This is a genomic window from Citrobacter sp. Cpo142 (genome assembly GCF_030332425.1).
Lineage (GTDB): Bacteria > Pseudomonadota > Gammaproteobacteria > Enterobacterales > Enterobacteriaceae > Citrobacter > Citrobacter portucalensis.
Window position 1 is genome coordinate 378,926 of sequence record NZ_JAOWHW010000126.1, and the last position, 23,105, is coordinate 402,030.

Here is a 23,105-nt window from a genome sequence, read left to right on the forward strand (position 1 = left end):
TAAGAAAAACGGGTATCCATCTGAAATATAATGTTTTTCATATAAATCCCCTCCAAAATGGATAGGAATACCCTGTCTTTATAGTAATCACTCAATCATTATTCACGCGATTCATAAGCGAAATCTATCAATCATTTACGCAGAGCTGAAATAAACGATTTATCTTAAATTTTAACAAAGTGTAATATCTACTTTAAGAATAGTTAATGATTCTAATAAATACAGAAAATATCTGTTTAATCTGGAATTAATAAGGATACGTTCACAGCACAGAACGTTATACGAGATTTAATTAACATTTCACGCGTCGCAAGAAACTCTTTTTTAACCTACAAAAAGAGGCGGCTGCTTGCACCAAAATTTCAAGGAGATCGTTATGTCAAAGGCTATTTTTTTGGGTGACTCAATTTACCCTTGGCTAGGCATGCGAGAAATCCTACGTGGCTCATCATTATATATTGATATCGCGTATTACTCCTCCCAGACGCTATCTGCTGTCAAAATGCTTCCTTATGAAACGGATTGCATCATCATTAATCCTGACAAATCAGATTTTTTAAAATATGCCAGGATTATCCGCAACATGGCTTTACGACCTGTCACCAAAATTATTGTTTTGGCAGATGAAGCTACTTTTACTCTTTTTCAAACCGTTTGTGGGAAGAACATGCTGTTTCTTGATCAAGATACCAGTCTTGATCGGCTACACCATACCGTTACACGTATCACAAAGAACAATAACCAACATAATATCAAAGCATTACAAAACAAGATCACAGCAAACGAATTCAACGTAATGATGATGCTTGCCCGAGGATGGTCACTGACACAAATCGCCGGGGCATCACAAAAAAGTGAAAAAACCATCGGGGCGTACAAAAGCAATATTGCCAGAAAACTCGGCAAAAATAACACCCGGCTCAAGTACACCATTTCCCACTATAGCCAGCCGTAACTGACTTATTTAAGGACAATTATCACGGTTATTATTTAAAAAGGTTTTCTTTCGACTCGCTTTTTAATTCCGCATCGCACGGAAGGAAACCCTATTCCCAAAAATCTATTACCGGGTAGCACATCCGCGTGCCAACCATAGCCAACAACTCAATGTATTAACACATGCATAACAGGAATGTAGACGAGGGTTATATATGAACAAAGTTTACAGCATTATTTGGAACGCGGCGCTCGGTATCTGGGTGGTCGTTTCTGAATTAACTAAAGGAAAGAAAAAAAGCAGCTCGCGTAAAACGGTTGCAGTATTGGCAGCGGGGGCATTACTCAGCACCTCTCCGCTTGTTATGGCGGATGAAACTGGCGATCATGATATTTCCGTTGATTATAACAATATTGTTATTCAACCGGGCACGAACGACGACATCCACAATGATGGCTTCCTCTACAAGAACGCCACTAACGGTGCAGTGTTAAACGTCACTGGCGTATTGCCGAAAATTGAACAAGGCCAAACCGGGCTGGTCGAATCAGCCACTATTGAGCAGTTGCTAGAGCAAAAGAAGATTACGCTCACGGCGAACATTGGGGGCGTTAGCACCCCGATTACCGAAGTTGAAGATCTGAAAAAGTATTACTTCAACCAGCCATCAACGACACCTTCGCAAGATAAAGAAATTCCTATCATCGATCCTGCATTAGAAACCCCTGCGGCTATGCAGGTCTACAACACCGATGAACTGGTTCGCTATCTGACCGAAACTCCGTTAGATGGCATAACGTTAAATACCTATGACTCAACCCTTTCTAAAATCTACAACAACTTTGGCATTGCGCAGGCCAGCGACGGTTCGACGGCCAATCTGAACATTGGTAACGATCAGAAAAATGCCCGCGATGCAGAAAACACCATCAAACTCCTTGCCAAAAATAGCGCCTTGCTTGAAGCCAGCGGTACAGGCAGCAAGGTTAACTGGATTTCCGATAACTACATCTCTTTTGGCGCCGCCCCCGTCGTCCCGAACGAAACATTTAACGGTTCTCAGACAATGGACCAGTTCGGCAAAGTATTGACTATCGATACCTACGGATACGATAGCAACGGTGATGCAGTGAAAACCGGCACTCAGGAGTTTGATATCACCAATACTCAGGAACTGGGCGATCTTAACGACTGGCTGCTGGGCGAAAGTGATGCAACGGTTTTAAATTCGCAGGGGCAAAAGGTCAGTCAACTACAGCTGATGCTGGATGCCAATCGCGGCACGATGTCGCTCAAAGACGTTGAAGATTGGTATGCGGATCTGATTAGCAGCGTTTTGCAATCCGATACCGTAACCGGCTCGGTTGATTGGCAATACCAGGTCTGGAAGGATGGTAAAAGCCATACCAATAACGCCACGATCGGTAATACCGAGCTGCACGCCGTATACGCGCATGGCGCGGGTGCGACCGGCACTGTGACCAAAGATTCTGTGCTGGCGGTAGATGGCAGCATTAATGGCGTGATGAAAGGCGCAGATGGCGCTGTCATTACTAACCAGGGTTCCCTCAACGCACTGCGTACTTCCACAGGCCACAGTCTGGCGATTGGTATGCTGGCGGAAAATGCTACGGCAACCAACACCGGCACCATCAACTCCGGTTTGTTCATCGATAAAGATAGACGACAGGCTGTTAATAGCTACGGCGCTATCGGTATGCAGGGCAAAGGGACCAGTACTGTCACCAACGATGGCATCATAAACCAGGCTGTCACAACAGGTAACTATGGTACCGCCTCTGCGGCCAACCCGTGGGATACCAATACCACGGTAACAACGCCAATTACGCTGGCCATTGGGATGCTGTTGTCAGGAGACTCAACCGGGGTTAACAACAAAACGATCAATGTGGTGGACGGTAACGCCAACGGCGCCTCCTTCGGGAAAGGTACCGCTTATGGCGTTGAAGTGGCTGAAAATGCCAATTTCACTAACAGTACTGACGCCACGATTTATCTCGGTCGTGATGGTTCTAACACCGCACAGGATGTCGAATTGACTGGCGGCGCTAACCTCAGCGCAGGTATCCATGTGCGCGGCGCAGGGACTGTGACTAACGAAGGGAAAATTACCCTCGGAACCGGCGTACGTAACGCAGCCGGCTTACTGGTCGCTGGTGCGAGCGGGAATGTTATCAACTCCGGCGAAATCTCAGTTAATGGTGCGACATCCGGACTGTCAAACTACGGGATGTCGGTGCATAACAGCGGCGCAAATGCTGGTCAAACTATTCGTAATGACGGCCAAATTAATGTTAACGGCAAAAGTAATATTGGCATTCATGTTCGTGCAGACAGCTCGGATGCCAAAGTCACCACCAGCCAGGCCGGTCAAATTACAGTGAACGGTGAAGGTAGTATCAACGAGCGTAACTACGCTATTTGGGTTGAAGGCTCCGCTGGAAAGCAGGCGATTGCGGATATCTCTTCCGGTATTACGCTGAAGGGCACCGGGGACATCGGGGTGCACGTTCGTGGCAGTGCGACGGCGAATATCAATAACGACAGTAGCCCTGTATTTAACAGCACCGACCAGATAGGCTACTTTTTATACGGCTCCAATGCTGTCGCTAACATTGGCAAGACGGAGATGAATGATAATGGTCAGATTAATACCACTATCTTCCGTGTTGCTGAGGGCGCCAAATTTGCCGGTAACAGTAAGGACCCCGTGAGCGGAGCTTACTCCGATCTTAAACTATCACTCAGCGGTAACAACTCTGTTGGTGTACTGGGTACAGGGAAAGGTACTGACGTTGTCACCGGTGAAGCGACATTCAACATTGGGGGGATGGGCGCAACTGCCATTGTGATTGAAGGCGGCGCAAGCGGTAATATTAGCGATAAAACCATCATCAATTTGACCGGTGTAGGAACCACTGCCGGGATTGTTGACGGCAAGGGGCATAATTTAAACGGCTCCGAACAGGGTAAAACGGTGGAGACAACCCTCACCTCTGATGCCAGCATTACCTCTGAAGCTAGCGGCAACAAGGTTATCGCCTATGTGGCGAGGAATCTGGGTAACCTGATCCTCAACACCAAATCGGTTATCGATCTGGACAGCGTAAACAGCATCGGCGTTGATGTGCAAGAAGGCGGGAGCTTAACTAACAACTCTTCCAGAGCCCTGCATGTCAGCAACGGTATTGGCGTACTGGCTTCAGGTGCCAGCGCCCAGATAAAAAGACTGGGCCAGGTAGCCGTTGATGATGGAACCGCAGGGGTTCTGCTGACCAATGGTGCAAGCCTGAGTATTACCGGTGATGCCGGCGATGCCATCACGACCAATGGTACGGCCGATGGTATTCGTCGGGATGCGGGCGCAGGCTCTTTGACCGCCAGAGGAGTTTCCATCAGCGCATTGGGTACGGGTGCAGGTATTCAGAACGATGCCAACAACACCGATATCACGCTCAACGACGTGACCATCAATGCCAACAATGGTCAGGGGATTCGGACTAGCGTGGCGCTGAACATGAATGACGGGCTGAACAATATCCTCAACGTCAACGGGAAAGGTACCGGCTTTGCCTTTGAACAACGCAATGGCGGTTCGGTGACGGGCGATCTGACCATCGGCAAAGGCTATACCATTGAGGTACTGAACGGCGAAGGTAGCGGTATCCGTGCTAACACCAACGGTAATGTCACCACCAATGCCGACATCAACGTGCATGACAGCGCAGGCGGTTCGGCGATCATTGCAAAAAATATTACAAAATTGAACAACAGCGGCAAGATTATTTCTGCCAGCACCACCTCACCGGTGATTGACGCCAGCGGCGACAGCAGTAAAACCATTACCAACACGGGAACCCTGCAGGCCATCAACGACACGGCCGTGGCCATTCAGTCCGGCAAAGGCAATGACACCATTGATATCAGCGGCGGTGTAACCAGCGGCGTAATCAATACCGGCGAAGGTGCGGACATCTTTAACTGGCGTAGCGGCACCTATGCTGGCGAAGTGAATTTCGCCGGTACTGGCGGTAACAATAAAGCCAACATCGGCAATGTGACGCTGGATAAAACACGCCACATCACTACTGAAGCAGGTAGCGGCAACGCCCTCACCTTCACAGATACGAAAGGTGCGAAGATTGGTACGCTGGCAAGCGACAACCTGACCACTGGCACCAACATCGGCACCGGCTGGGATTCGCTGACCATCAGCGGCTCAAACGCAGATGTCCGCGTCGTAGAAAACCTGACGCTGGCAAGCAAAACCATTGCCGTAAACAATGGCGCAACCCTGAGCACCGGCGACCACGTCGAGCCGACCAGTACTGCCGCAAGCATTGGCGATTACAATGTTACGACCCAGGGCGCAGGCAGCCGGGTTATCTTCGATACCCAGGGTGATGCTTCAGCGGCGCAAATTTATCGCGGTATCATCAGCGGCAACGGAAAATTTGAACGTGCAGCGGGCGGCACCACGGTCTTCACCGCTAACAATACCTACACCGGCTCTACCACTATCGCTCAAACCGGTACGCTGCAGTTGGGTGACGGTGGAAATACAGGCGAAGTCAGCGCCGTGTCTGACATTATCGACAACGGCATATTGGCGATTAATCGCGCCAACACCGTGTTGCTCAACGGCGTGATCTCCGGTATTGGCGCGCTGCAGCAAATCGGCGGCGGCATTACCCGTCTGAACGGTAACAACATCTACACCGGCGACACCACCGTTACCAACGGCACGCTGCTGGTGAATGGCGATCAAAGCGCGGCGCGCGGTGCCACCACCGTTAGCGGCACGTCCACACTTGGCGGTAATGGCACTATCGGCGGCAACGTGCTGATGAACGATGCCACGACCCTCAGCGCCGGTGACGGTGGTGCGGGTACGTTATCCATTAACGGTAATCTGCAGCTTGGTAGCAAAACGACTTCCGCTTTCGAACTGGGTCAGGCCTATACGCCAGGCGGCGCGCTAAACGATCTGATTAACGTCGCAGGCGATCTGCAACTGGACGGGACTCTGGATGTCACCACTTCACAGGGCGGTAACTTCGGACCGGGCGTTTACCGTATCTATAACTACGGCGGCACGCTGGATAACCAGACGCTGGAATTAGGCGCGATACCGGATAGCCAGGACAAGAGCAATATTTTTGTCCAGACCTCCATCGACAAACAGGTCAACCTGGTGAACGCCAACGGCGTTACCCTGCAGTTCTGGGACGGCGCAACCGTCAATCAGAGCCACGGCGCGTCGGGCATTGAAGGCGACAACAAAATTGACGGTGGCGATGGCAAATGGATGGCAATCGGCAGCCAGGGTGATAACAACTGGACCACCGCAACCGGTGAAGGTAACGCCCCTTGGGCACAGAAGTCCTTCGCCGTCTTCACCACCAAAGGCGGTACAGTTACCGTGGACAACGCCGCGGGAGAAGTTAACTTCTCCGGGGCACAGTTTGATGCCGATGGCTATGTCGTTAAAGGCGATGCGCTTAACGCGTATGCCACCACGGAAAACGCGACCCACGCAGGCCAGACGCCGGGAACTGGCGAACTGCTGCTGCGCGTTGGCGCCGGTGGCGCGGGGCAAAACTATACCGCGACCATTGAGTCTGTTATCCGCGAAGCCAGTACTGCTGACAAGCTGACGCTGGTGAAAACCGACCTTGGCCGTCTGATCCTCAGCGGCGATAACGAGTATCGCGGCGGCACACGCATTGATGGCGGCACGTTGCAGATCTCCTCCGACAGCAATCTCGGCCAGAGCGGAACTGACCTGGCAATCAATAACGGTTCAACGCTGCAACTGGGCGCGGACCTGACCAGCAATCGCACCATTGAGCTGGGAGCGAATGAGAACGCAGCGGTGTTCGATCTCAATTCGCACCACTTCACGCCAACCGGGGAGATTACCGGCGACGGTAAACTGAAAGTCACCAGTAGCTCTAGCGATGCGGGCAGCACCTTGTCGCTCGACCGCGCAAACAGCTACAAAGGCGACACAGAAATTGCCGGTACCGGAAACGCCAACAATGTGACGGTCAACGTCAGCAAAACCGGAGCCTTTGGCAGTAATGAAAGCAGCACCGTGAACGTCAATAAGGGCGCGACGCTCAATGTCAGCGGGACAGATACCAGCCTGAAATCCCTGACCATGAACATCGCCGACAGCCTGTTAACGCTGGCAGATAACGTCACCGCAGCGAGCGCAATGCTGAACCTGACGGGCACGGCGAAAGCGGTGTTAACCAACAACGCCACCGCGGGCAACGCGACGGTTAACGTGTCAAAAGACAGTACTCTGGCGCTGGAAGAAGACGCCAGCGGCGGCAATGCCACCGTGAACAACAGCGGACTGATGACCTTTGCTGACCAGACGATGGCAGAAAATACCGTCGTTAAAAACCTGGCGGGCGGTAAGGTCGATATCAACGCAGTCGACAGCGCAACATCGATCGGCTCCTTGTCCGGCGCAGGTAATGTCGAACTGGGCAATAAAGAGCTGTCGCTGGGTAATCTGCATCTTGATGACACCATCAGCGGCATTATCAGCGGCAACGACGGTAGTCTGGTGAAAATCGGTGACGGTACGTTAACGTTGACCGGCGACAATACTTACACCGGCACCACGGACGTCAATGAAGGCATACTGCTGGTCAACGGTAATCAGTCTGCGGCTACCGGCCAGGTGACAGTGAAATCCGGGGCAACGCTCGGCGGTAACGGGATTATTGGCGGCGCGGTTGATGTGCTGGACGACGCTCATATTACCGCAGGTGCGGCCATCAACAGCGTGGGTAAACTGACTACCGGTTCGCTGACGCTCAATGATAACGCACAGCTGGATTATCAGTTTGGTCAGGCTTACACCCCGGGCGGTGCCTTCAACGACTTGATTGACGTAAACGGCGATCTGACGCTTGACGGTAAGCTCAACATTGAAACCTCACCGGGCGGCAGCTTTGATGTCGGCGTCTATCGCGTCATCAACTACACCGGCACATTGACCAACAATGTGATGGATATTGCTAACGCGCCGGAAGCGGCTGACAGCCTGTACGTGCAGACATCGGTGAAAAATCAGGTCAACCTGGTCAACCACGCCGGACTGACGCTGCGCTTCTGGGACGGCACCGGTGGTGAGAATGGCGAGCTGAAAAACAACGGCGTCATCAACGGCGGCGACGGTATCTGGCAATCCAGCCAGGGTAACGACAACTGGACTACCGATGAATCAACGCCGGAAGGCGCGCTGAACGCACCGTTTACCGATGCCGCGTTTGCCATCTTCCAGGGTGAAGCAGGCAACGTGACCGTCGATAACAGCAAAGGCGACGTCATCGATTAGCGGCGCGCAGTTCGCCACCGATGGTTATCGCGTGGGCGGCGAAGCCATTACCACCGATACGGCCAACACCCTGATTCGCGTTGGCGATGGCACAGTAGACGGCGCCAACTACACCGCGACTATCGACAGCGTTATCCGTGGTACCGGTGGCCTGAATAAAGGCGATCTCGGTACCCTGATCCTCACGGGCGACAACACCTACAGCGGTGGAACGACCATCACCTCCGGGACGCTGCAGGTAGCGGGCGATACCAACCTGGGTGCGGCAGATACGGGAATTACCTTTAATGGCGGTACGCTGAAGTATGGCGAAGCGTTTGATACTGCCCGTCAGGTGACACTGGAATCCGGAGGCGGGACATTCGACACCAACGGGCATGACGTTTCTCTGCTGACTGAAGTCGAGGGTAACGGTCAACTGACCAAAACCGGTAAAGGCTCCCTCACCCTGACGCTGGATAACACCTACACCGGTGGCACCACCATCGAACAAGGTGTTTTACAGCTGGGTAACGGCGGTGATATCGGCAGCATTCAGGGGGATGTCGTTGATAACGGCGTACTCAACGTCAATCGTGGCGATACCCTGGCGCTGACCGGCAATATCAGTGGTAAAGGCCAGTTGCATCAGACCGGTAGCGGCATTACCGAGCTGCAAGGTGAAAACAGCTACAGCGGCGCGACGTTGATCGCCAACGGCGTGTTGCAAGCGGGTAATACCAACACCCTGAGTAGCGCATCTCACCACTATGTGGTCGCAGACACCACGTTGAACACTCAGGGTTACAACCAAACGGTAGCAGGCCTGAGCAACGGTGGCGATGTCTCGCTCATCGGTCAGCAGACTGGCACAACCTTAACGGTCAAAGGGGATTACACCGGCGAAAAAGGGACTATCAACATGGCGGCTATCCAGAATGGTAGCGGCGCAGGCATTGCCGACCGTCTGATTATCGATGGCGGTAAAGCCAGCGGTAGCACGCTGCTGGATGTCGATGGTTCTGGTCTCGGCGCGCCGACCATTGGGGATGGTATCGAAGTGGTGACAGCGCTCAATGGCGCAACCACCACCGCACAAACGTCGCGGGATGCCTTCCATCTTGCCGCCGATCGTATGGCTGCAGGTGCGTTTGAGTACCAACTGCATGCGGGCAATGCTCAAGGCCTGGGTGAAAACTGGTATCTGAGAAGTGAATACCGTCCAGAAACCATGCTGTATTCTGGCCTCGCCAGCGTCGTACGTCAGGGTGATATTAGCCTGTTGGGTAACATGCATCAACGTATGGGTGACGAGGTTAAACCGGGCATTGATGAAGACAATCGCGCGTGGGCAAGAATGATTGGCTACTCCGGTAAAACCAAACTGGATGACGCGGCCGGTACACAAACCAGCTCCCATACCATGGGCATTCAGGTCGGCGTTGATATGTATGCTAACGAAAGCTGGAAAGCCGGGATGTATACCAGCATCCTTGATATCGACAGCAACGTGAAAGGCACCAAGACAGGCAGCGATGGCAAAGGCGGTAACATCGACGACAACGCATTTTACGTCGGTGGCTATGCGACCTGGTTCTCGGGTGACGATATGTATGTTGATAACGTCCTGCAGTACGGTAACCATAAATCCCGCCTGGCGGCGACCGGTAACAACGGCTCGTATACCGTCAGAGGCAACACGCTGACGGCGTCGACAGAGGTAGGTAAATCGTTCCGTTTAGGTGCCAGCGCATGGAGTCTGGAACCTCAGGCTCAGTTGATCTACCAGTACAGCGACTTTGATAACAGCACGCTGGATGGTGTGACCCCAACGAAAGTGAAAATGGATACCGCGGATTCCTTTACCGCGCGTCTGGGCGTGCGTCTGGTCGCTGACTATGACACCAACCATGGCAAATTCCAGCCGTACGGCAGGGTTAACGTCTGGCAGGGTCTGGGTTCAAAAGACAAAACGCACTTTAGCAATGCGGTAGCCACCACTACGCTGGAATCTTCACAGCAGTACTCCAGCACTGAAGTTGCAGCCGGCCTGTCATGGTCTATCGACAGAAACCTGCAGGTCTACGGTGAGCTGGGTACGCAATTCAGCAACGGCGGCAGTAAGTCGCAGGTAGAAGCCCCGGTCAATGCCTCTATCGGCTTTAAGAAATCGTTCTAAGCAGACATAACTCGCCAGCCCCCTGTTCTGCAGGGGGCTTTTTTTTTGCCGTTCAGGGCCGCCTGATACGCTACGCTTATCGGGCCAACAGACTTACCAGCAACGCGAACAATTAAGGGATTGGGAAACGTAAATAAGGAGGGATTAACGATTATATTGTGCTAAGAGTGAAGGGATCTCTTCTGCCAGCACCGGGGGAGAAATGAAAAAGCCTTGAATTTTGTCACAACCAATCTGCATCAACCGTTCCAGTTGGGACTGGGTTTCCACCCCTTCGGCAAGAACTTCAATACCAAAATTATGCGCCAGGGAAATAATACCCTCAACAATCTTTGTTGATCGGGTGTCGGGCTCAATACCGGTGACAAATTCCTTATCAATTTTTAAGGTATCAAAAGGATATTTCAACAGGTAATTAAGATTAGCATGACCGGTTCCAAAATCATCAAGCGCAAGCTTGACCCCTATCGCCTTTAATTCCGTCATATTTTTAGCCGCAATCTGGCTGTCACACAGCGGTGACGTTTCCGTGACCTCTATTTGGCATCGATGGACCGGCAATCCGGAAGTGGCAAGATTTTGTCTGACGCGTTGGGGTAACAGAGGATCGCAGAATTCAAGCGCGGAAATATTGACGGATAATACAATGGGGTCAGGCCAGGAAGTTGCAACATCCCACGGAGAGTGAGTAACCATATCTTCAATGGAAATAATATTGCCGCTATCTTCCAGTAAGGTAATAAAAACATCGGGAGAGATCATACCCATCTGAGGACTATTCCAACGCATTAACGCTTCAAATCCGCTTATACGCTGAGCATGCAAATTGAAAATAGGCTGATAAACCATATAAAGTTGACTGGTATTCAAAGCCTTTTCAAGCGCAGTTAGCACCTCATTGGAATTAAACATTCCCCTCTCCCTCTACAAATCATAAAATTAAAAACCAGTCAAAATCACTCCCGAATTGTATCTACTATTAGGTGTATTACATCAGAAAAGAATGGTCAGGTTAGGGTAAAAAAGACATACGATGGGTAAATCTGACAATTAACTTATTTAAATCAGAGGTATTGATCAGGCCAAGCTTGGCGACGACTCTCATCTTATGTGCCTGAATCGTTTTATAGTTCAGGCTAACTAACTCAGAAATTTCTTTGGCTGTATAACCACTTACCAGTAAGTTCAGGATCTGCTGTTCTCTTTCGGTTAATCTCTTCTGCGAACGATACAGTCGGGGGTTCCATTTCCCGACTGATAATGTCGCCAATTGACCAAAATCACGCAGTGAAGATTTTTCAGTCAAAACTATTGTTTTTTCGACATATAATAACTCTACGCATAATTTCGCCACCAAACTATCAGCAACAATCACCACGACGTTATTATAAAATTTGAATCGGTTTTTATTCAAAAACTGAACAATGTCTGAACACGCTTGTTCATTATCAATGATATTAAAAACCATGGTTTGATGCTGGCATAATGATGACTGATGCAACATATCCTCAAACTGGAATGTTTGTATCGGTACATGTTTGCTGGTCAGGTAGGCAAACATACCATTGCCCACAAAATTATCACTGCCACACATCAACATCCTGTTCACCGTTCCTTATAAGCTTCTAATCTTGTTACTCATTAAAAATTTAATAATGATTTTCTCGACTTCAGTCTCTTCACGACGATTTTTAAAGTCGAACTCACATGAAATCTGATGACAGGAATACAACTGATTATCCTCATCAAATTCATTGATCGGGATGACATCGATCACTTTTAAGTCCAGTTGTAAACTGCCAAAGGTATCGAAATCCAGAGATGCATTTTTAATCACCGCATCTTTATAAAGAAAACGGGCGTTTACATCTTTAACGATTAACGCACAACCCCCCTGCGAGATATTTTTAATCTTGAGAGAGTAGTTTTCTCCATTTTTGTAACGACCAAAACAGAAAAAGTCATAACCCTTCAGGAATGAAAAACGCTGATTTTGTCTCTGCTGGGCAAAGAAAATCATATCCGGGATGAAGTAGGATAATCCTGCTTCCGCACCTGCTGACGAGGTTTGTTCGAACCTGGCACTAAATTTTACAATCCCGCTTTCGCTGTGCAGGATAAAGTATTGGACCTTTTCAGGAACAATATCTCCGTGTCCGGAGATGACAAACCGTTCGAAATCAACCTTCTCTAACTGCGTGATAACGCTACTGTCTCCACACAGGATTTCCAGTTTCGTTTTCTTATGAAGCTCTTCACGAAGGATAGCGATGATTTCAAACTTGTCTTCCTTTGCTAAGCCAAAGCTCATTCTAAAACCCTTATTTCCATATTTAAGATATGTCCCGCCTTTGGTTACTCACAAAACGCGAGATCAGCATCCACCCCTGGTGCTTAATTACCATAGTGGATTCCATGTCAAACAGTTGGTTAAAAATTAAGTTTTTAACTATCTTTAGTCATTTATTGATACGTAAAAACATTTAATCAGGATTAATTCTAGCTTAAGACATGCCTAAAACCACGCGAACTTGTTGATTAACTATAACAAAAATGAATAACAAGCTTTTTTGAGATATGATTTTGAGATAACAAATAGCAAGAATTGTACAGAAAAAAATAGAGAAAAATGGAGCTTTTATGGCCGGAAGACTACGCAGTATGCGGGTTGCCGCGCTTTCACAGGAAGGAGGAAAAATGCTTACAGCACTATATCATTAATCAGGGAAATAGAACTGATTAGTTATTCTTCTAAACTGAATAATCTTATATTTACAATAAATTTCCCTTAAGGCAGAAAAAAAGCCAGCATCCTGCTGGCCCGGTAAGTACCGAATCGAACTATAGTGGCTTACTATCTTACAGAGGGCACAACGTTAAAAATTCAATACTGCTGCTTAATTATTGATCGGGATGAATCTGCGATGATCATCACTGCTCCCGCCAACATTAACGTGTCTTTCAACACCAACCGTCCGGCGCCTGACAAGTACGGAAATCCGTAGTGTAAATCACCCAGTGGCATTACCCACGCCTCTGGTGTGGTTATTAAAAATGATAAGGTAACAATTGGTGTGGCAAATGCCAGAACGCCGCCAATTAATCCCAACCAACGGCTAACAGGATTAGCCAGCACCAGCAAAGCGATAAGAACTTCGACTACGCCCAGGCCATTTGAGAACGTATACGTGTTATTCGCCGTCTGCCATTCACGAGCCTGCGGTTTGAATTCACCTTCGTGGGTTAAATGTTGTTTGTATTCTTCTGGATGCTCATAAAAAAATGACATTACCGGACTATTGGCGACAAACGGCGTAATGCTGTCGGCTTCGTAAGGTACAAATTTTAATAAACCAATCCAGATAAAAACAATCGCGATACTCAGGCGAATCAAGGTTAATCCAACCCTATCGCCTTTGCCCAATATACGAAGATACTTTTCCATCCCGGCTCTCCTCACTTGTACAAAATTGCCGTTGCGTGAGTGCTGCTATCAATGCGCATTGAGGTAATTTTCCAGGAAGTCGCATTCTTTTCCTGCGCCAGTTTCGCAATGGCATCTTCCACCACGGAAGGAGAGCCAGACACGGCTGATACGCTAATGTGGGCAACCTCTGTTTGCGCTAACGCGGAAAATGTCACCGGAGCAGTCAGTAACGCAGTCATAAGTAACGTAGATTTAAACATGTTCATTTCTATTTCCATTAACGAGTTATTTCAGTGGGAATATAATAAAACATGTCACTTTATTTTATTCCATCCGTAACGCCAGAATAACTGTCAATTAGTATCAGGAATATAAAAAACAAATAAAAAAAAGCCCCACACGGGTGGGGCAAATATGCAGACTACGCTATTATCATTTAATGAGAGAAAAGAGATCGTTTAGTGATTCGCTCATGCTTGGATGGGTAAATATTTGGTCACGCAATGTGGTATAAGGTAACCCTGCATCCATAACCGTCTTGATGATATTAATCATTTCATGAGAATCCACACACAACAGCGATACGCCTAATATTTGTTTCGTTTCACTATCCACCACCGCTTTAAGAACACCACGCGTATCATTCATCACCCGCGCTCGCGGGATAGCCGCTACCGGCAACGTCACGACTTGAACCGCCGCACCGCTGGCGCGAGCCTGTTCTTCAGTCATTCCGACGCGGGAAAGCGGCGGCGTCATAAAGACGGAATACGGTACGTTTTGACGATCGCCCGTGTTACGTAACCCCTCGCCTAGCAGGTTGTCACGCACAATACGGAAGTCATCCAGCGAGATATAGGTAAATTGTAATCCACCAGTGACATCGCCCATTGCCCAAATGTTATCTGCCGATGTACGCAAATATTTATTCACAACAATGGCACCACGATCGTTTACATCCACACCCGCTTTCTGCAATTGCAGGTTTTCTGTCGCCGGTTTGCGACCTGATGCTACCAACAGCGCATCCACCGTCTGGGCCCCCTCCGGCATGTGCAGCTGTACTGCACCATCATGAGAGGAGACCGACTGCACGTTGGCATTGAGGATCAGCTCGACGCCTTTGTCGCGTAAAATGTTGGCGATAGCGTCAGCAATATCCCGGTCTTCACGAGGCAAAAACTGCGGAGCTGCTTCATAAATAGTGACTTTGCTACCAAAGTTGGCAAACATTGATGCGAATTCAACGCCGATATACCCACCGCCCAAAATGCCCAGACGCTCTGGACGTTGCGTCAAATTCAACAGCCCGGTGCTGTCAAATACGCCAGGTGTCGTGGTTAATCCCTCAACGTTTGGAATCGTTGACTGGGCGCCAGTATTAATAAAGATTTTCTCGCCGCTCAGCTCAATCTCGCCTGTTGACTGCACGACTCGCACAGTATGGTTATCAACGAATTCAGCACGACCTTCAATCACATCCACGTTTTCCAGATCGTCAAGATTATGGAAATTTTTATCGCGCAGAAAACTGACAACGGATGCCTTGCGTTGCATTGCCTCGGCAAAGTCATGCTGAAGTTCAGCATCATGTACCAGCGTTTTAGTTAGGATACAGCCGATGTTGATGCATGTCCCGCCATACATGGTGTTTGACTGTTCAATAATCGCTACCCGCCAACCCGTTTTGGCCAGTGTTGCCGCCAGCGTTTTACCCGCTTTGCCAAATCCAATAATAATCGCCTGATACTGATTCATGCTGTCTCTCCGCCAAGTCACTGTTCGTTTGATGAACTGAAATATAGCTCTAACTCTGCCTGAACAATGTATCCACAACTCGCCGATAACTGTCAGATCGTCTAAATCAGCCTTAAAGATGACTAACATTTCGAGAATGAATAATTACACTAACACTTTGAAGGTATTAATATAATAATGAAATAAAGAGATAATAGAGTTTCAATAAACGACAACAAAAAAATGTTCAGGAGTCTCCATGGATGCCCTTAGCCGATTACTGATGCTTAACGACCCACAAGGCTCAATTGACCAAAACTGCCTACTGAGCAGGGACTGGCAACTGCCGCACGCAGCAGGTGAATTGTCCATTATCCGCTGGCATACGGTCACACAAGGTGCAGCCCAACTGGACATGCCCGATGGGACATCTTTTACTCTGCGGCCCGGTACTATCGTGATTCTGCCGCAAAACTCCGCACATCGGCTCTGCCAGTCTGGCGATGAACAAACACACATTGTTTGTGGCAGCCTTCGATTGCACGCTTCCTCACGCTATTTTTTAACTGCGTTACCGGAAGTATTGGTTCTGGCACCTGATGAAAATAGCCCTGTCAGCCATTGGCTCAAGGCCATGATTGCTTTGATGCAACAGGAATCCATGAGTACTCTGCCAGGTTCCAGTGTAGTCTGCAGTCAACAATGCGCCACACTGTTCGCCTTAGCCGTTCGCGAATGGTTAACCAAGGCGACCCCCGTTCAAAACGTGTTGAATCTACTGCTTCATCCCAAACTAGGGGCTGTCGTCTTCATGATGCTGGAGTCCCCGGCGTTTGCCTGGACCGTCGAAGAACTGGCGAAACGTGCGCATATGTCGCGGGCCAGCTTCGCGCAGCTATTTCGTGAAGTCTCAAACTCCACGCCGCTCGCAGTATTAACCACTTTACGCCTGCAATTCGCTGCCCAGATGCTGTCACGTGGGTCGCAGCCATTGGTTGTGGTGGCCGAGTCGGTGGGCTACGCCAGCGAATCGTCATTCCATAAAGTCTTTTTACGAGAATTTGGCTGTACGCCGGGCGAGTACCGCAAACGCGTGAAGGCACTGGAGGTATAACGCAGCGCCTGCTTCGGCGACCAAACCGACGCAGGCGAGCGTTTCAAAGCATTACTTTTGGCTACGGTGTCTGTGCAGCCACATCAGCTTATACGCAGCCGGAATAATGAATAGCGACAGCAATGGCGCGGTGATCATGCCGCCAATCATCGGCGCGGCGATGCGGCTCATGACTTCTGAGCCTGCTCCCGTCCCCCACAAGATAGGTAACAGACCCGCGATAATCACCGCCACGGTCATCGCTTTTGGCCGCACGCGCAGCACGGCACCGTGATATAACGCTTCATCCAGCTTGTCCGCCGTAAAGGTTTGCGGATTTTCCAGCGCGGGTTCGGCTTCAATAGCGTGGCGCAAGTACATCAGCATCACCACGCCAAACTCCGCAGCAACACCTGCCAGGGCGATAAATCCGGTCCCTGTTGCGACCGACATATGGAAACCCATCCAGTAAAGGAACCAGATGCCGCCCACCAGCGCAAAAGGCACACTGGTGATAATCAGCAGCGCTTCGCCAAAGCGACGGAAGGCCAGATAAAGCAAGACGAAGATAATCATCAGCGTCATTGGCACCATCAACTTGAGCTTATGGCTGGCGCGCTCAAGCAGCTCGAATTGCCCCGAAAACGCCACGCTGGTCCCCGGCTTTAACTGGACCTTTTCAGCAATAGCCTTTTTCAGATCGTTCACCACTGAGACCATGTCACGATCTCGGGCGTCGATGTAAATCCAACTGGTTGGTCGCGCATCTTCGGTTTTCAGCATCGAAGGCCCCGAAACCACCGTCACATCGGCGACATCCGCCAGCGTAATTTGCTGTTTCATGGGCGTCAGAATCGGCAGATTACTCAATGCTTCCGGGCTATCACGATAGCTCTGCGCATAGCGCAGGTTGATAGGATAGCGTGCAATCCCTTCCACCGTTTCGCCCACCATTGCCCCTCCTACCGCTGAAGTGACAAACAGCTGCACTGCACCTACGGTCATGCCGTACCGGGCCGCTTTTTCACGATTGATATCTACGTTGAGATAGCGTCCGCCCACCAGACGCTCGGCCAGCGCCGAAGAGACACCCGGCACGGTTCTGGCCACCTCTTCAATTTGCTCCGCCGTGGCGTCGATATCTGCCAGAACATTACCCGACACCTTAATGCCAATTGGGCTTTTGATCCCCGTAGAGAGCATGTCGATACGGTTACGAATCGGCGGAACCCACAGATTCGCCAACCCCGGCAAGCGTACGGTTTTGTCCAGCTCGGCGATGATTTTGTCCATCGTCATCCCCGGACGCCACTGGTCCTGCGGCTTCAGTTGGATCGTCGTTTCAACCATTTCCAGCGGCGCGGAGTCTGTTGCGGTTTCTGCCTTACCGGTTTTACCAAACACGCGTGCCACTTCAGGAACGGTCATGATCAGCTTGTCGGTTTTTTGCAGCATGTCCGCTGCCTGCGCCGCTGAGATCCCCGGCAATGTCGAAGGCATATACAGCAGATCACCTTCGTTAATCTGCGGCAGGAATTCACCACCGACTTTATTCAGCGGGTAGACAACCGTCAGTATTGAAAGCACCGCCACCAGAATGGTGGTCTTGGGCCAGTGCAACACCTTCAGCAACAACGGATGGTAAATACGGATCAGAAAACGGTTAAGCGGGTTGCTGCTTTCGGCCGGTATTTTTCCACGGATCCAGAATCCCATCAGGATCGGAATAACCACAATCGCCAGAAATGCCGCGCCTGCCATGGCATACGTTTTGGTGAACGCCAGCGGGCCAAACAGTCGCCCTTCTTGCCCCTCAAGCGTGAAAATGGGGATAAACGACAACGTGATGATCAACAGGCTGATGAACAATGCCGGGCCGACTTCTACCGAGGCGTCAGTAATAACCTTCCAGCGCGTTGCGTTATCGAGCTTTTCATTCGGATGATGATGCCCCCACTCTTCCAGCCGCTTATGGGCGTTTTCAATCATCACGATTGCGGCATCAACCATCGCCCCGACGGCAATGGCAATTCCCCCTAGCGACATGATGTTGGCGTTCAACCCCTGGAAATGCATCACGATAAACGCGATACACAGCCCCAGCGGCAGGGAAATAATCGCCACCAGCGCCGAACGCAGATGCCACAGGAACAGCGCACACACCAGCGCCACGACGATAAACTCTTCCAGCAGCTTGTAGCTGAGGTTATCAATGGCGCGATCGATGAGCTGACTGCGATCGTATGTTGTAACTACCTCTACGCCTTCCGGCAGGCTGCTTTTCAGCGTATCAAGCTTGGCTTTAACGGCAGAGATCACCTCACGCGCATTTTTACCGGAACGCAGGATAACCACCCCTCCCGCGACTTCGCCTTCGCCATTCAGTTCGGCGATCCCACGGCGCATTTCCGGCCCAATCTGTACGCGCGCCACATCGCGCAGGTAAACAGGTACACCGTCGGCCCCTGTTTTCAGGACGATGTTATTGAAATCATCAAGCGTTTGCAGATATCCACTGGCACGGACCATATATTCCGCTTCGGCCATCTCAACAGATGAGCCGCCCGCTTCCTGATTCGACGTATCCAGCGCCGATTTCACGTCCGCCAGGCTGATGCCATATTGCGTCAGCTTCATCGGATCGATAACGACCTGATACTGTTTAACCACGCCGCCTACCGAGGCGACTTCCGCCACGTTAGGAATCGTTTTTAACTCATACTTTAAAAACCAGTCCTGAAGAGAACGTAATTCCGCCAGATCATGTTTCCCGCTGCGATCCACCAGCGCATACTCAAATATCCAGCCGACGCCCGTGGCGTCCGGTCCCATTTCCGCGCTAACGCCAGCCGGTAATTTTCCCTGAACCTGGTTGAGATACTCCAGTACGCGCGAGCGCGCCCAGTAAGGATCGGTACCATCTTCGAAAATGACGTACACGTAGGAATCACCAAACTGCGAGAAACCGCGCACGGTTTTCGCGCCGGGTACCGACAGCATGGTGGTGGTCAGCGGGTAGGTCACCTGATTTTCAACAAGTTGCGGCGCCTGACCCGGATAGCTGGTTTTGACGATCACCTGAACATCAGAAAGATCGGGCAGCGCATCAACCGGCGTATTAATGATGGTCCAGGTTCCCCAGACGCTGAGAAACAGCGCCCCCATCATCACCAGAAAACGGTTTGCCACCGAACGACGGATAATCCATTCAATCATTTATCATGTCCTCAGTGTGAATGGGTCGCCTGGGCTGGCATGGCGGCTGCGTCTTGCGTCTTACTGTTCTGAGCGCGCATACGGTCCAGTGCGCCAGAGATATTCGCTTCGGAATCAATCAGGAACAGGCCACTGGACACCACTTTTTCGCCTTCGGTCAGGCCGGAGCGGATAGCCGTCAATCCTTGAGATTCATGGAATACCGCAACCTGTTTCGGCACAAATCGGCCTTCGTTATCAACGGTGATTACCCGCTGCTCGGTACCCGTATCAATCAGCGCTTTAGACGGGATCAGCAGCATTGGCTCGCTTTGTGTTTTCAGTTGCAGGTAAGCATTCATCCCAGGCTTGAGCGCCTCATCGGGGTTATCAACCTGCAAACGGATTTGCAACGTCCGCGTGGTCGCATCAACGCTTGGTAAGATACTCCACTTGCTGATGGTGAAAGGCTTATCCGGCCAGGCGGGCACGGTGATGGTAAATTGCGAGGCATCTTTAATCAGCCAGGCGATTGATTCCGGAACCGACGCGCTGACCCATACCGGGTCCATACCCTGAATTTTCGCGACCACATTGTCTTTAGAAATGTTCATACCGGTACGCAAATCGAATGCGGTGATCACCCCATCGATAGGGGCTTTCAGGGTAAAGCGAGTCTGAATTTTACGCGTCGATTTTAAGCGCTGGATATCTGCTTCAGGCATTCCAGCCAGACGTAATCTCTCCAGAATCCCTTCCACCTGCGTCGCGCTACCGCCCGTTTCCCGCAGCAATAAATATTCACTCTGCGCCTCAACCCAATCAGGAATAGTCAGGTCGATCAGCGGCGAACCCTGCTTAATTTTGTCCCCCACTGTCAGCGGGTAAACCTTCTCGATAAAGCCCGCAGAACGTGCCTGAACAATAACAAACTGGTATTCGTTATAACTAACGTTGGCCGGGAAAGTTTGCGCGTAGTGCAGTGGTCCACGACGCACTGGCTCTGTTTTCAGCCCCAGGTTCTGGGTCTGTGTAGGATCGATGCGCACGCCTGGTGATGACGCGTTCGCGGTCTCTTCATCGGCATATTTCGGGATCAGATCCATATCCATAAACGGCGATTTACCCGGTTTATCAAAGCGCGTGTTCGGATACATGGGGTCATACCAGAACAACACTTTTCTGGCTTCTTTTTGCTGAACTGGCCCGGCTACAGACGATATTTTTGCCGATGAATAATAAGTATAAACACCGACAGAAATAATCCCGCCGGCAATCATGCTACCGAGAATAAGCGCGGTATTTTTAATATTTAAAGACGCCATAGTAATTTCCATTGCGCGATAGTCTCGCCCGCGTTTGCAAAAACCCGGGCAAGAATAAAAGAGACCAGCGAGAACGTTATTTACTGATGTGAATATCGCGTAACACAGAGAGATTTCCCTGCTGAACAAACGTAAACGCGACCTTATCACCAGGCTTAATATCATCAGCCTTCGTATCAGCAACCAGCGTAAAGCGCATCGTCATGGCCGGCCAGTTCACCGCTGGAATAGGGTCATGTTTGATCGTGATTTTTTTACTCTCCATATCAACAGCTTCAATCACCCCGGTAGCACTAATGAGTTGTTCCTGTTGAGCCGCTGGCTGCATATTCATCATCTCGCCATGCTGATTTTCATTGGCCTGGGCGTTAAACATAACCATAGAGAAAAAGCTAAACAGCACGGCTTTGGCGGTAGTATTCATATATCATGCTCCTGAAAAGTTAATATTAAGGATTACTCCACCCAACCGCCGCCTAAGGCAGCAAACAGCTTAATTTCATTAACCTGTTGGGCGTAATTAAGATCGAGCAGCGATTGCTGCGTAGCGAATAAAGAACGTTCTGCATCTAATACTTCGATATAGCTAACTGCACCATTCTGATAAAGCGCTCTGGCGCGCTGTAGTGTGATTTGCAATGAATCCAGGTAACGCTGCTGCCCGCTAATTTGATCGGCAATGCTTTGGCGCAACACCAGTGCATCCGCCACTTCTTTAAACGCGTTCTGAATTTTTTGTTCGTAATTCACTACTGACTGTTGCTGGCGAATTTCTGCCAGGTCGAGATTGGACTGATTACGTCCGGCGTTGAAGATTGGAAGATCTATTTTGGGGACAAAATTCCACATGCCGCTGGAGGCATTAAATAAATTGGAAAGATCGCTACTGCTACTGGACACGGAACTGGTCAAGGTTATCGACGGAAAAAATGCCGCCCGCGCAGCACCGATATTGGCATTTGCCGCCAATAATCCGTGCTCAGCTTCCATAATATCCGGGCGCTGCAACAGTATTTGCGACGAGAGTGATGGCGGCAGCGTTACCGGTTTAATATCCCCACGGCTGCGCGCCTGGTCATCGGGTAATTTCCCGTATGTACCCAGCAACAGCTGCAGCGCGTTATTGGCCTGTGCCAACTCACCTTTACGCTTGGCAATTTCGCTACGCGTACTTTCGATTACACCGCGCGCTTGTTCCAACGCCAGTACATTGGTACTACCGGTTACCAGTTGCTTCTCTACAAAAGCGTAAGATCGTTGATAGTTTTGCAGCGTTTCTTCAGCAACTTGCAGCTGTGCGTAAGCCAGACGCTGATTAAAATAACTTTGCGACACGTTGGAGATTAATGAGATGTGCACCGCCCGACGCGCTTCTTCGCTGGCAAAGAAATTCTGTCGCTCAGCTTCACTCATATTTCTTAGCCGCCCAAAGAAATCCAGGTCGAAACTGAGATTGAGTCCAGCTTCGAATTCACGATCGGTGCTGCTATCACCTTTTAATTTACCGCTGTAGGTACCGCTGGAGCCTGCCGTGATTTGCGGATAACGGTCAGCGTCCGTGACGCCATACTGCGCTCGCGCTTCCTGAACCTTCAGCGTCGCCATGCGTAAATCGCGGTTATTGATCAGCGCCTCACCAATCAACGCCTTCACCTGGTCGTCAACAAAAAAGGTTCGCCACCCCGTGTCCTGGTATTCACCAGGAGCCGACACCAGGGAATTCTGGCTTAAAGAAAATTGCTGTGGCACCGGCAAAGCCGGGCGCTGATAGTCCGGCGCCAATGAACAACCAGCGAGCACGAATGTAGCGCTGAGAGTAAGAAGCTTAAATTTGCTCATAGTTCTTCTCGTCCTG

The 23,105-nt window shown here is 50.2% G+C and carries 12 protein-coding genes and 1 pseudogene; 3 read left to right on the forward strand and 10 right to left on the reverse strand.

What is annotated here, in order from left to right; genetic code table 11:
• The first annotated feature begins 376 nt into the window (after positions 1–376).
• On the forward strand, positions 377–955 hold the full coding sequence (locus tag OGY18_RS16760) for a LuxR C-terminal-related transcriptional regulator (RefSeq protein WP_003831151.1): 579 nt from the start codon (positions 377–379) through the stop codon (positions 953–955).
• Between the two features lie 196 nt (positions 956–1,151).
• Positions 1,152–10,473, forward strand: a pseudogene (locus OGY18_RS16765) (autotransporter outer membrane beta-barrel domain-containing protein).
• Between the two features lie 144 nt (positions 10,474–10,617).
• On the opposite strand, the gene OGY18_RS16770 reads toward OGY18_RS16765, so the two are convergent.
• From OGY18_RS16770 to rclA, 6 genes are all read right to left on the reverse strand, one after another.
• Positions 10,618–11,385: a putative bifunctional diguanylate cyclase/phosphodiesterase gene (locus OGY18_RS16770; RefSeq protein WP_003831149.1), complete on the reverse strand. Its 768-nt coding sequence runs from the start codon at positions 11,383–11,385 to the stop codon at positions 10,618–10,620.
• Positions 11,386–11,485: 100 nt separating this feature from the next.
• Positions 11,486–12,067 (reverse strand): helix-turn-helix transcriptional regulator, encoded by a 582-nt coding sequence (locus tag OGY18_RS16775; RefSeq protein WP_174785022.1) that lies wholly within the window; start codon positions 12,065–12,067, stop codon positions 11,486–11,488.
• 21 nt (positions 12,068–12,088) lie between these two features.
• Positions 12,089–12,784 (reverse strand): flagellar brake protein, encoded by a 696-nt coding sequence (locus OGY18_RS16780; RefSeq protein WP_286553689.1) that lies wholly within the window; start codon positions 12,782–12,784, stop codon positions 12,089–12,091.
• Positions 12,785–13,357: 573 nt separating this feature from the next.
• On the reverse strand, positions 13,358–13,918 hold the full coding sequence (gene rclC, locus OGY18_RS16785) for a reactive chlorine resistance membrane protein RclC (RefSeq protein WP_126318916.1): 561 nt from the start codon (positions 13,916–13,918) through the stop codon (positions 13,358–13,360).
• Between the two features lie 11 nt (positions 13,919–13,929).
• Complete coding sequence (gene rclB / locus OGY18_RS16790; RefSeq protein WP_186336574.1) at positions 13,930–14,160, reverse strand: reactive chlorine resistance periplasmic protein RclB; 231 nt, start codon at positions 14,158–14,160, stop codon at positions 13,930–13,932.
• A gap of 172 nt (positions 14,161–14,332) precedes the next feature.
• Positions 14,333–15,658, reverse strand: a complete 1,326-nt coding sequence (rclA, locus tag OGY18_RS16795; protein ID WP_286553691.1) for a reactive chlorine resistance oxidoreductase RclA — start codon at positions 15,656–15,658, stop codon at positions 14,333–14,335.
• Positions 15,659–15,896: 238 nt separating this feature from the next.
• On the opposite strand from rclA, the gene rclR reads away from it, so the two are divergent.
• Entirely contained in the window at positions 15,897–16,751 is an 855-nt protein-coding gene (gene rclR / locus OGY18_RS16800; RefSeq protein ID WP_048214745.1) for a reactive chlorine-specific transcriptional regulator RclR, read from the forward strand.
• Between the two features lie 51 nt (positions 16,752–16,802).
• On the opposite strand, the gene OGY18_RS16805 is transcribed toward rclR, so the two are convergent.
• From OGY18_RS16805 to OGY18_RS16820, 4 genes are all read right to left on the reverse strand, one after another.
• Entirely contained in the window at positions 16,803–19,946 is a 3,144-nt protein-coding gene (locus tag OGY18_RS16805) for a CusA/CzcA family heavy metal efflux RND transporter (RefSeq protein WP_286553694.1), read from the reverse strand.
• A gap of 11 nt (positions 19,947–19,957) precedes the next feature.
• A complete protein-coding gene (locus OGY18_RS16810; RefSeq protein ID WP_286553696.1) occupies positions 19,958–21,250 on the reverse strand; it encodes an efflux RND transporter periplasmic adaptor subunit in 1,293 nt (430 codons plus the stop codon).
• A gap of 76 nt (positions 21,251–21,326) precedes the next feature.
• Positions 21,327–21,674 (reverse strand): cation efflux system protein CusF, encoded by a 348-nt coding sequence (gene cusF, locus OGY18_RS16815; protein WP_126318926.1) that lies wholly within the window; start codon positions 21,672–21,674, stop codon positions 21,327–21,329.
• A gap of 32 nt (positions 21,675–21,706) precedes the next feature.
• Entirely contained in the window at positions 21,707–23,089 is a 1,383-nt protein-coding gene (locus OGY18_RS16820; protein WP_286553698.1) for an efflux transporter outer membrane subunit, read from the reverse strand.
• Positions 23,090–23,105 lie beyond the last annotated feature (16 nt).

Excerpts from the sequence above, each read along its gene's own strand:
- OGY18_RS16775 (WP_174785022.1), bottom strand. The coding sequence starts at position 12,067 with ATGTGTGGCAGTGATAATTTTGTGGGCAATGGTATGTTTGCCTACCTG.
- rclB (WP_186336574.1), bottom strand. The coding sequence starts at position 14,160 with ATGTTTAAATCTACGTTACTTATGACTGCGTTACTGACTGCTCCGGTG.
- rclC (WP_126318916.1), bottom strand. The coding sequence starts at position 13,918 with ATGGAAAAGTATCTTCGTATATTGGGCAAAGGCGATAGGGTTGGATTA.
- cusF (WP_126318926.1), bottom strand. The coding sequence starts at position 21,674 with ATGAATACTACCGCCAAAGCCGTGCTGTTTAGCTTTTTCTCTATGGTT.
- rclA (WP_286553691.1), bottom strand. The coding sequence starts at position 15,658 with ATGAATCAGTATCAGGCGATTATTATTGGATTTGGCAAAGCGGGTAAA.
- OGY18_RS16810 (WP_286553696.1), bottom strand. The coding sequence starts at position 21,250 with ATGGCGTCTTTAAATATTAAAAATACCGCGCTTATTCTCGGTAGCATG.
- OGY18_RS16805 (WP_286553694.1), bottom strand. The coding sequence starts at position 19,946 with ATGATTGAATGGATTATCCGTCGTTCGGTGGCAAACCGTTTTCTGGTG.
- OGY18_RS16770 (WP_003831149.1), bottom strand. The coding sequence starts at position 11,385 with ATGTTTAATTCCAATGAGGTGCTAACTGCGCTTGAAAAGGCTTTGAAT.
- OGY18_RS16780 (WP_286553689.1), bottom strand. The coding sequence starts at position 12,784 with ATGAGCTTTGGCTTAGCAAAGGAAGACAAGTTTGAAATCATCGCTATC.
- rclR (WP_048214745.1), top strand. The coding sequence starts at position 15,897 with ATGGATGCCCTTAGCCGATTACTGATGCTTAACGACCCACAAGGCTCA.
- OGY18_RS16820 (WP_286553698.1), bottom strand. The coding sequence starts at position 23,089 with ATGAGCAAATTTAAGCTTCTTACTCTCAGCGCTACATTCGTGCTCGCT.
- OGY18_RS16760 (WP_003831151.1), top strand. The coding sequence starts at position 377 with ATGTCAAAGGCTATTTTTTTGGGTGACTCAATTTACCCTTGGCTAGGC.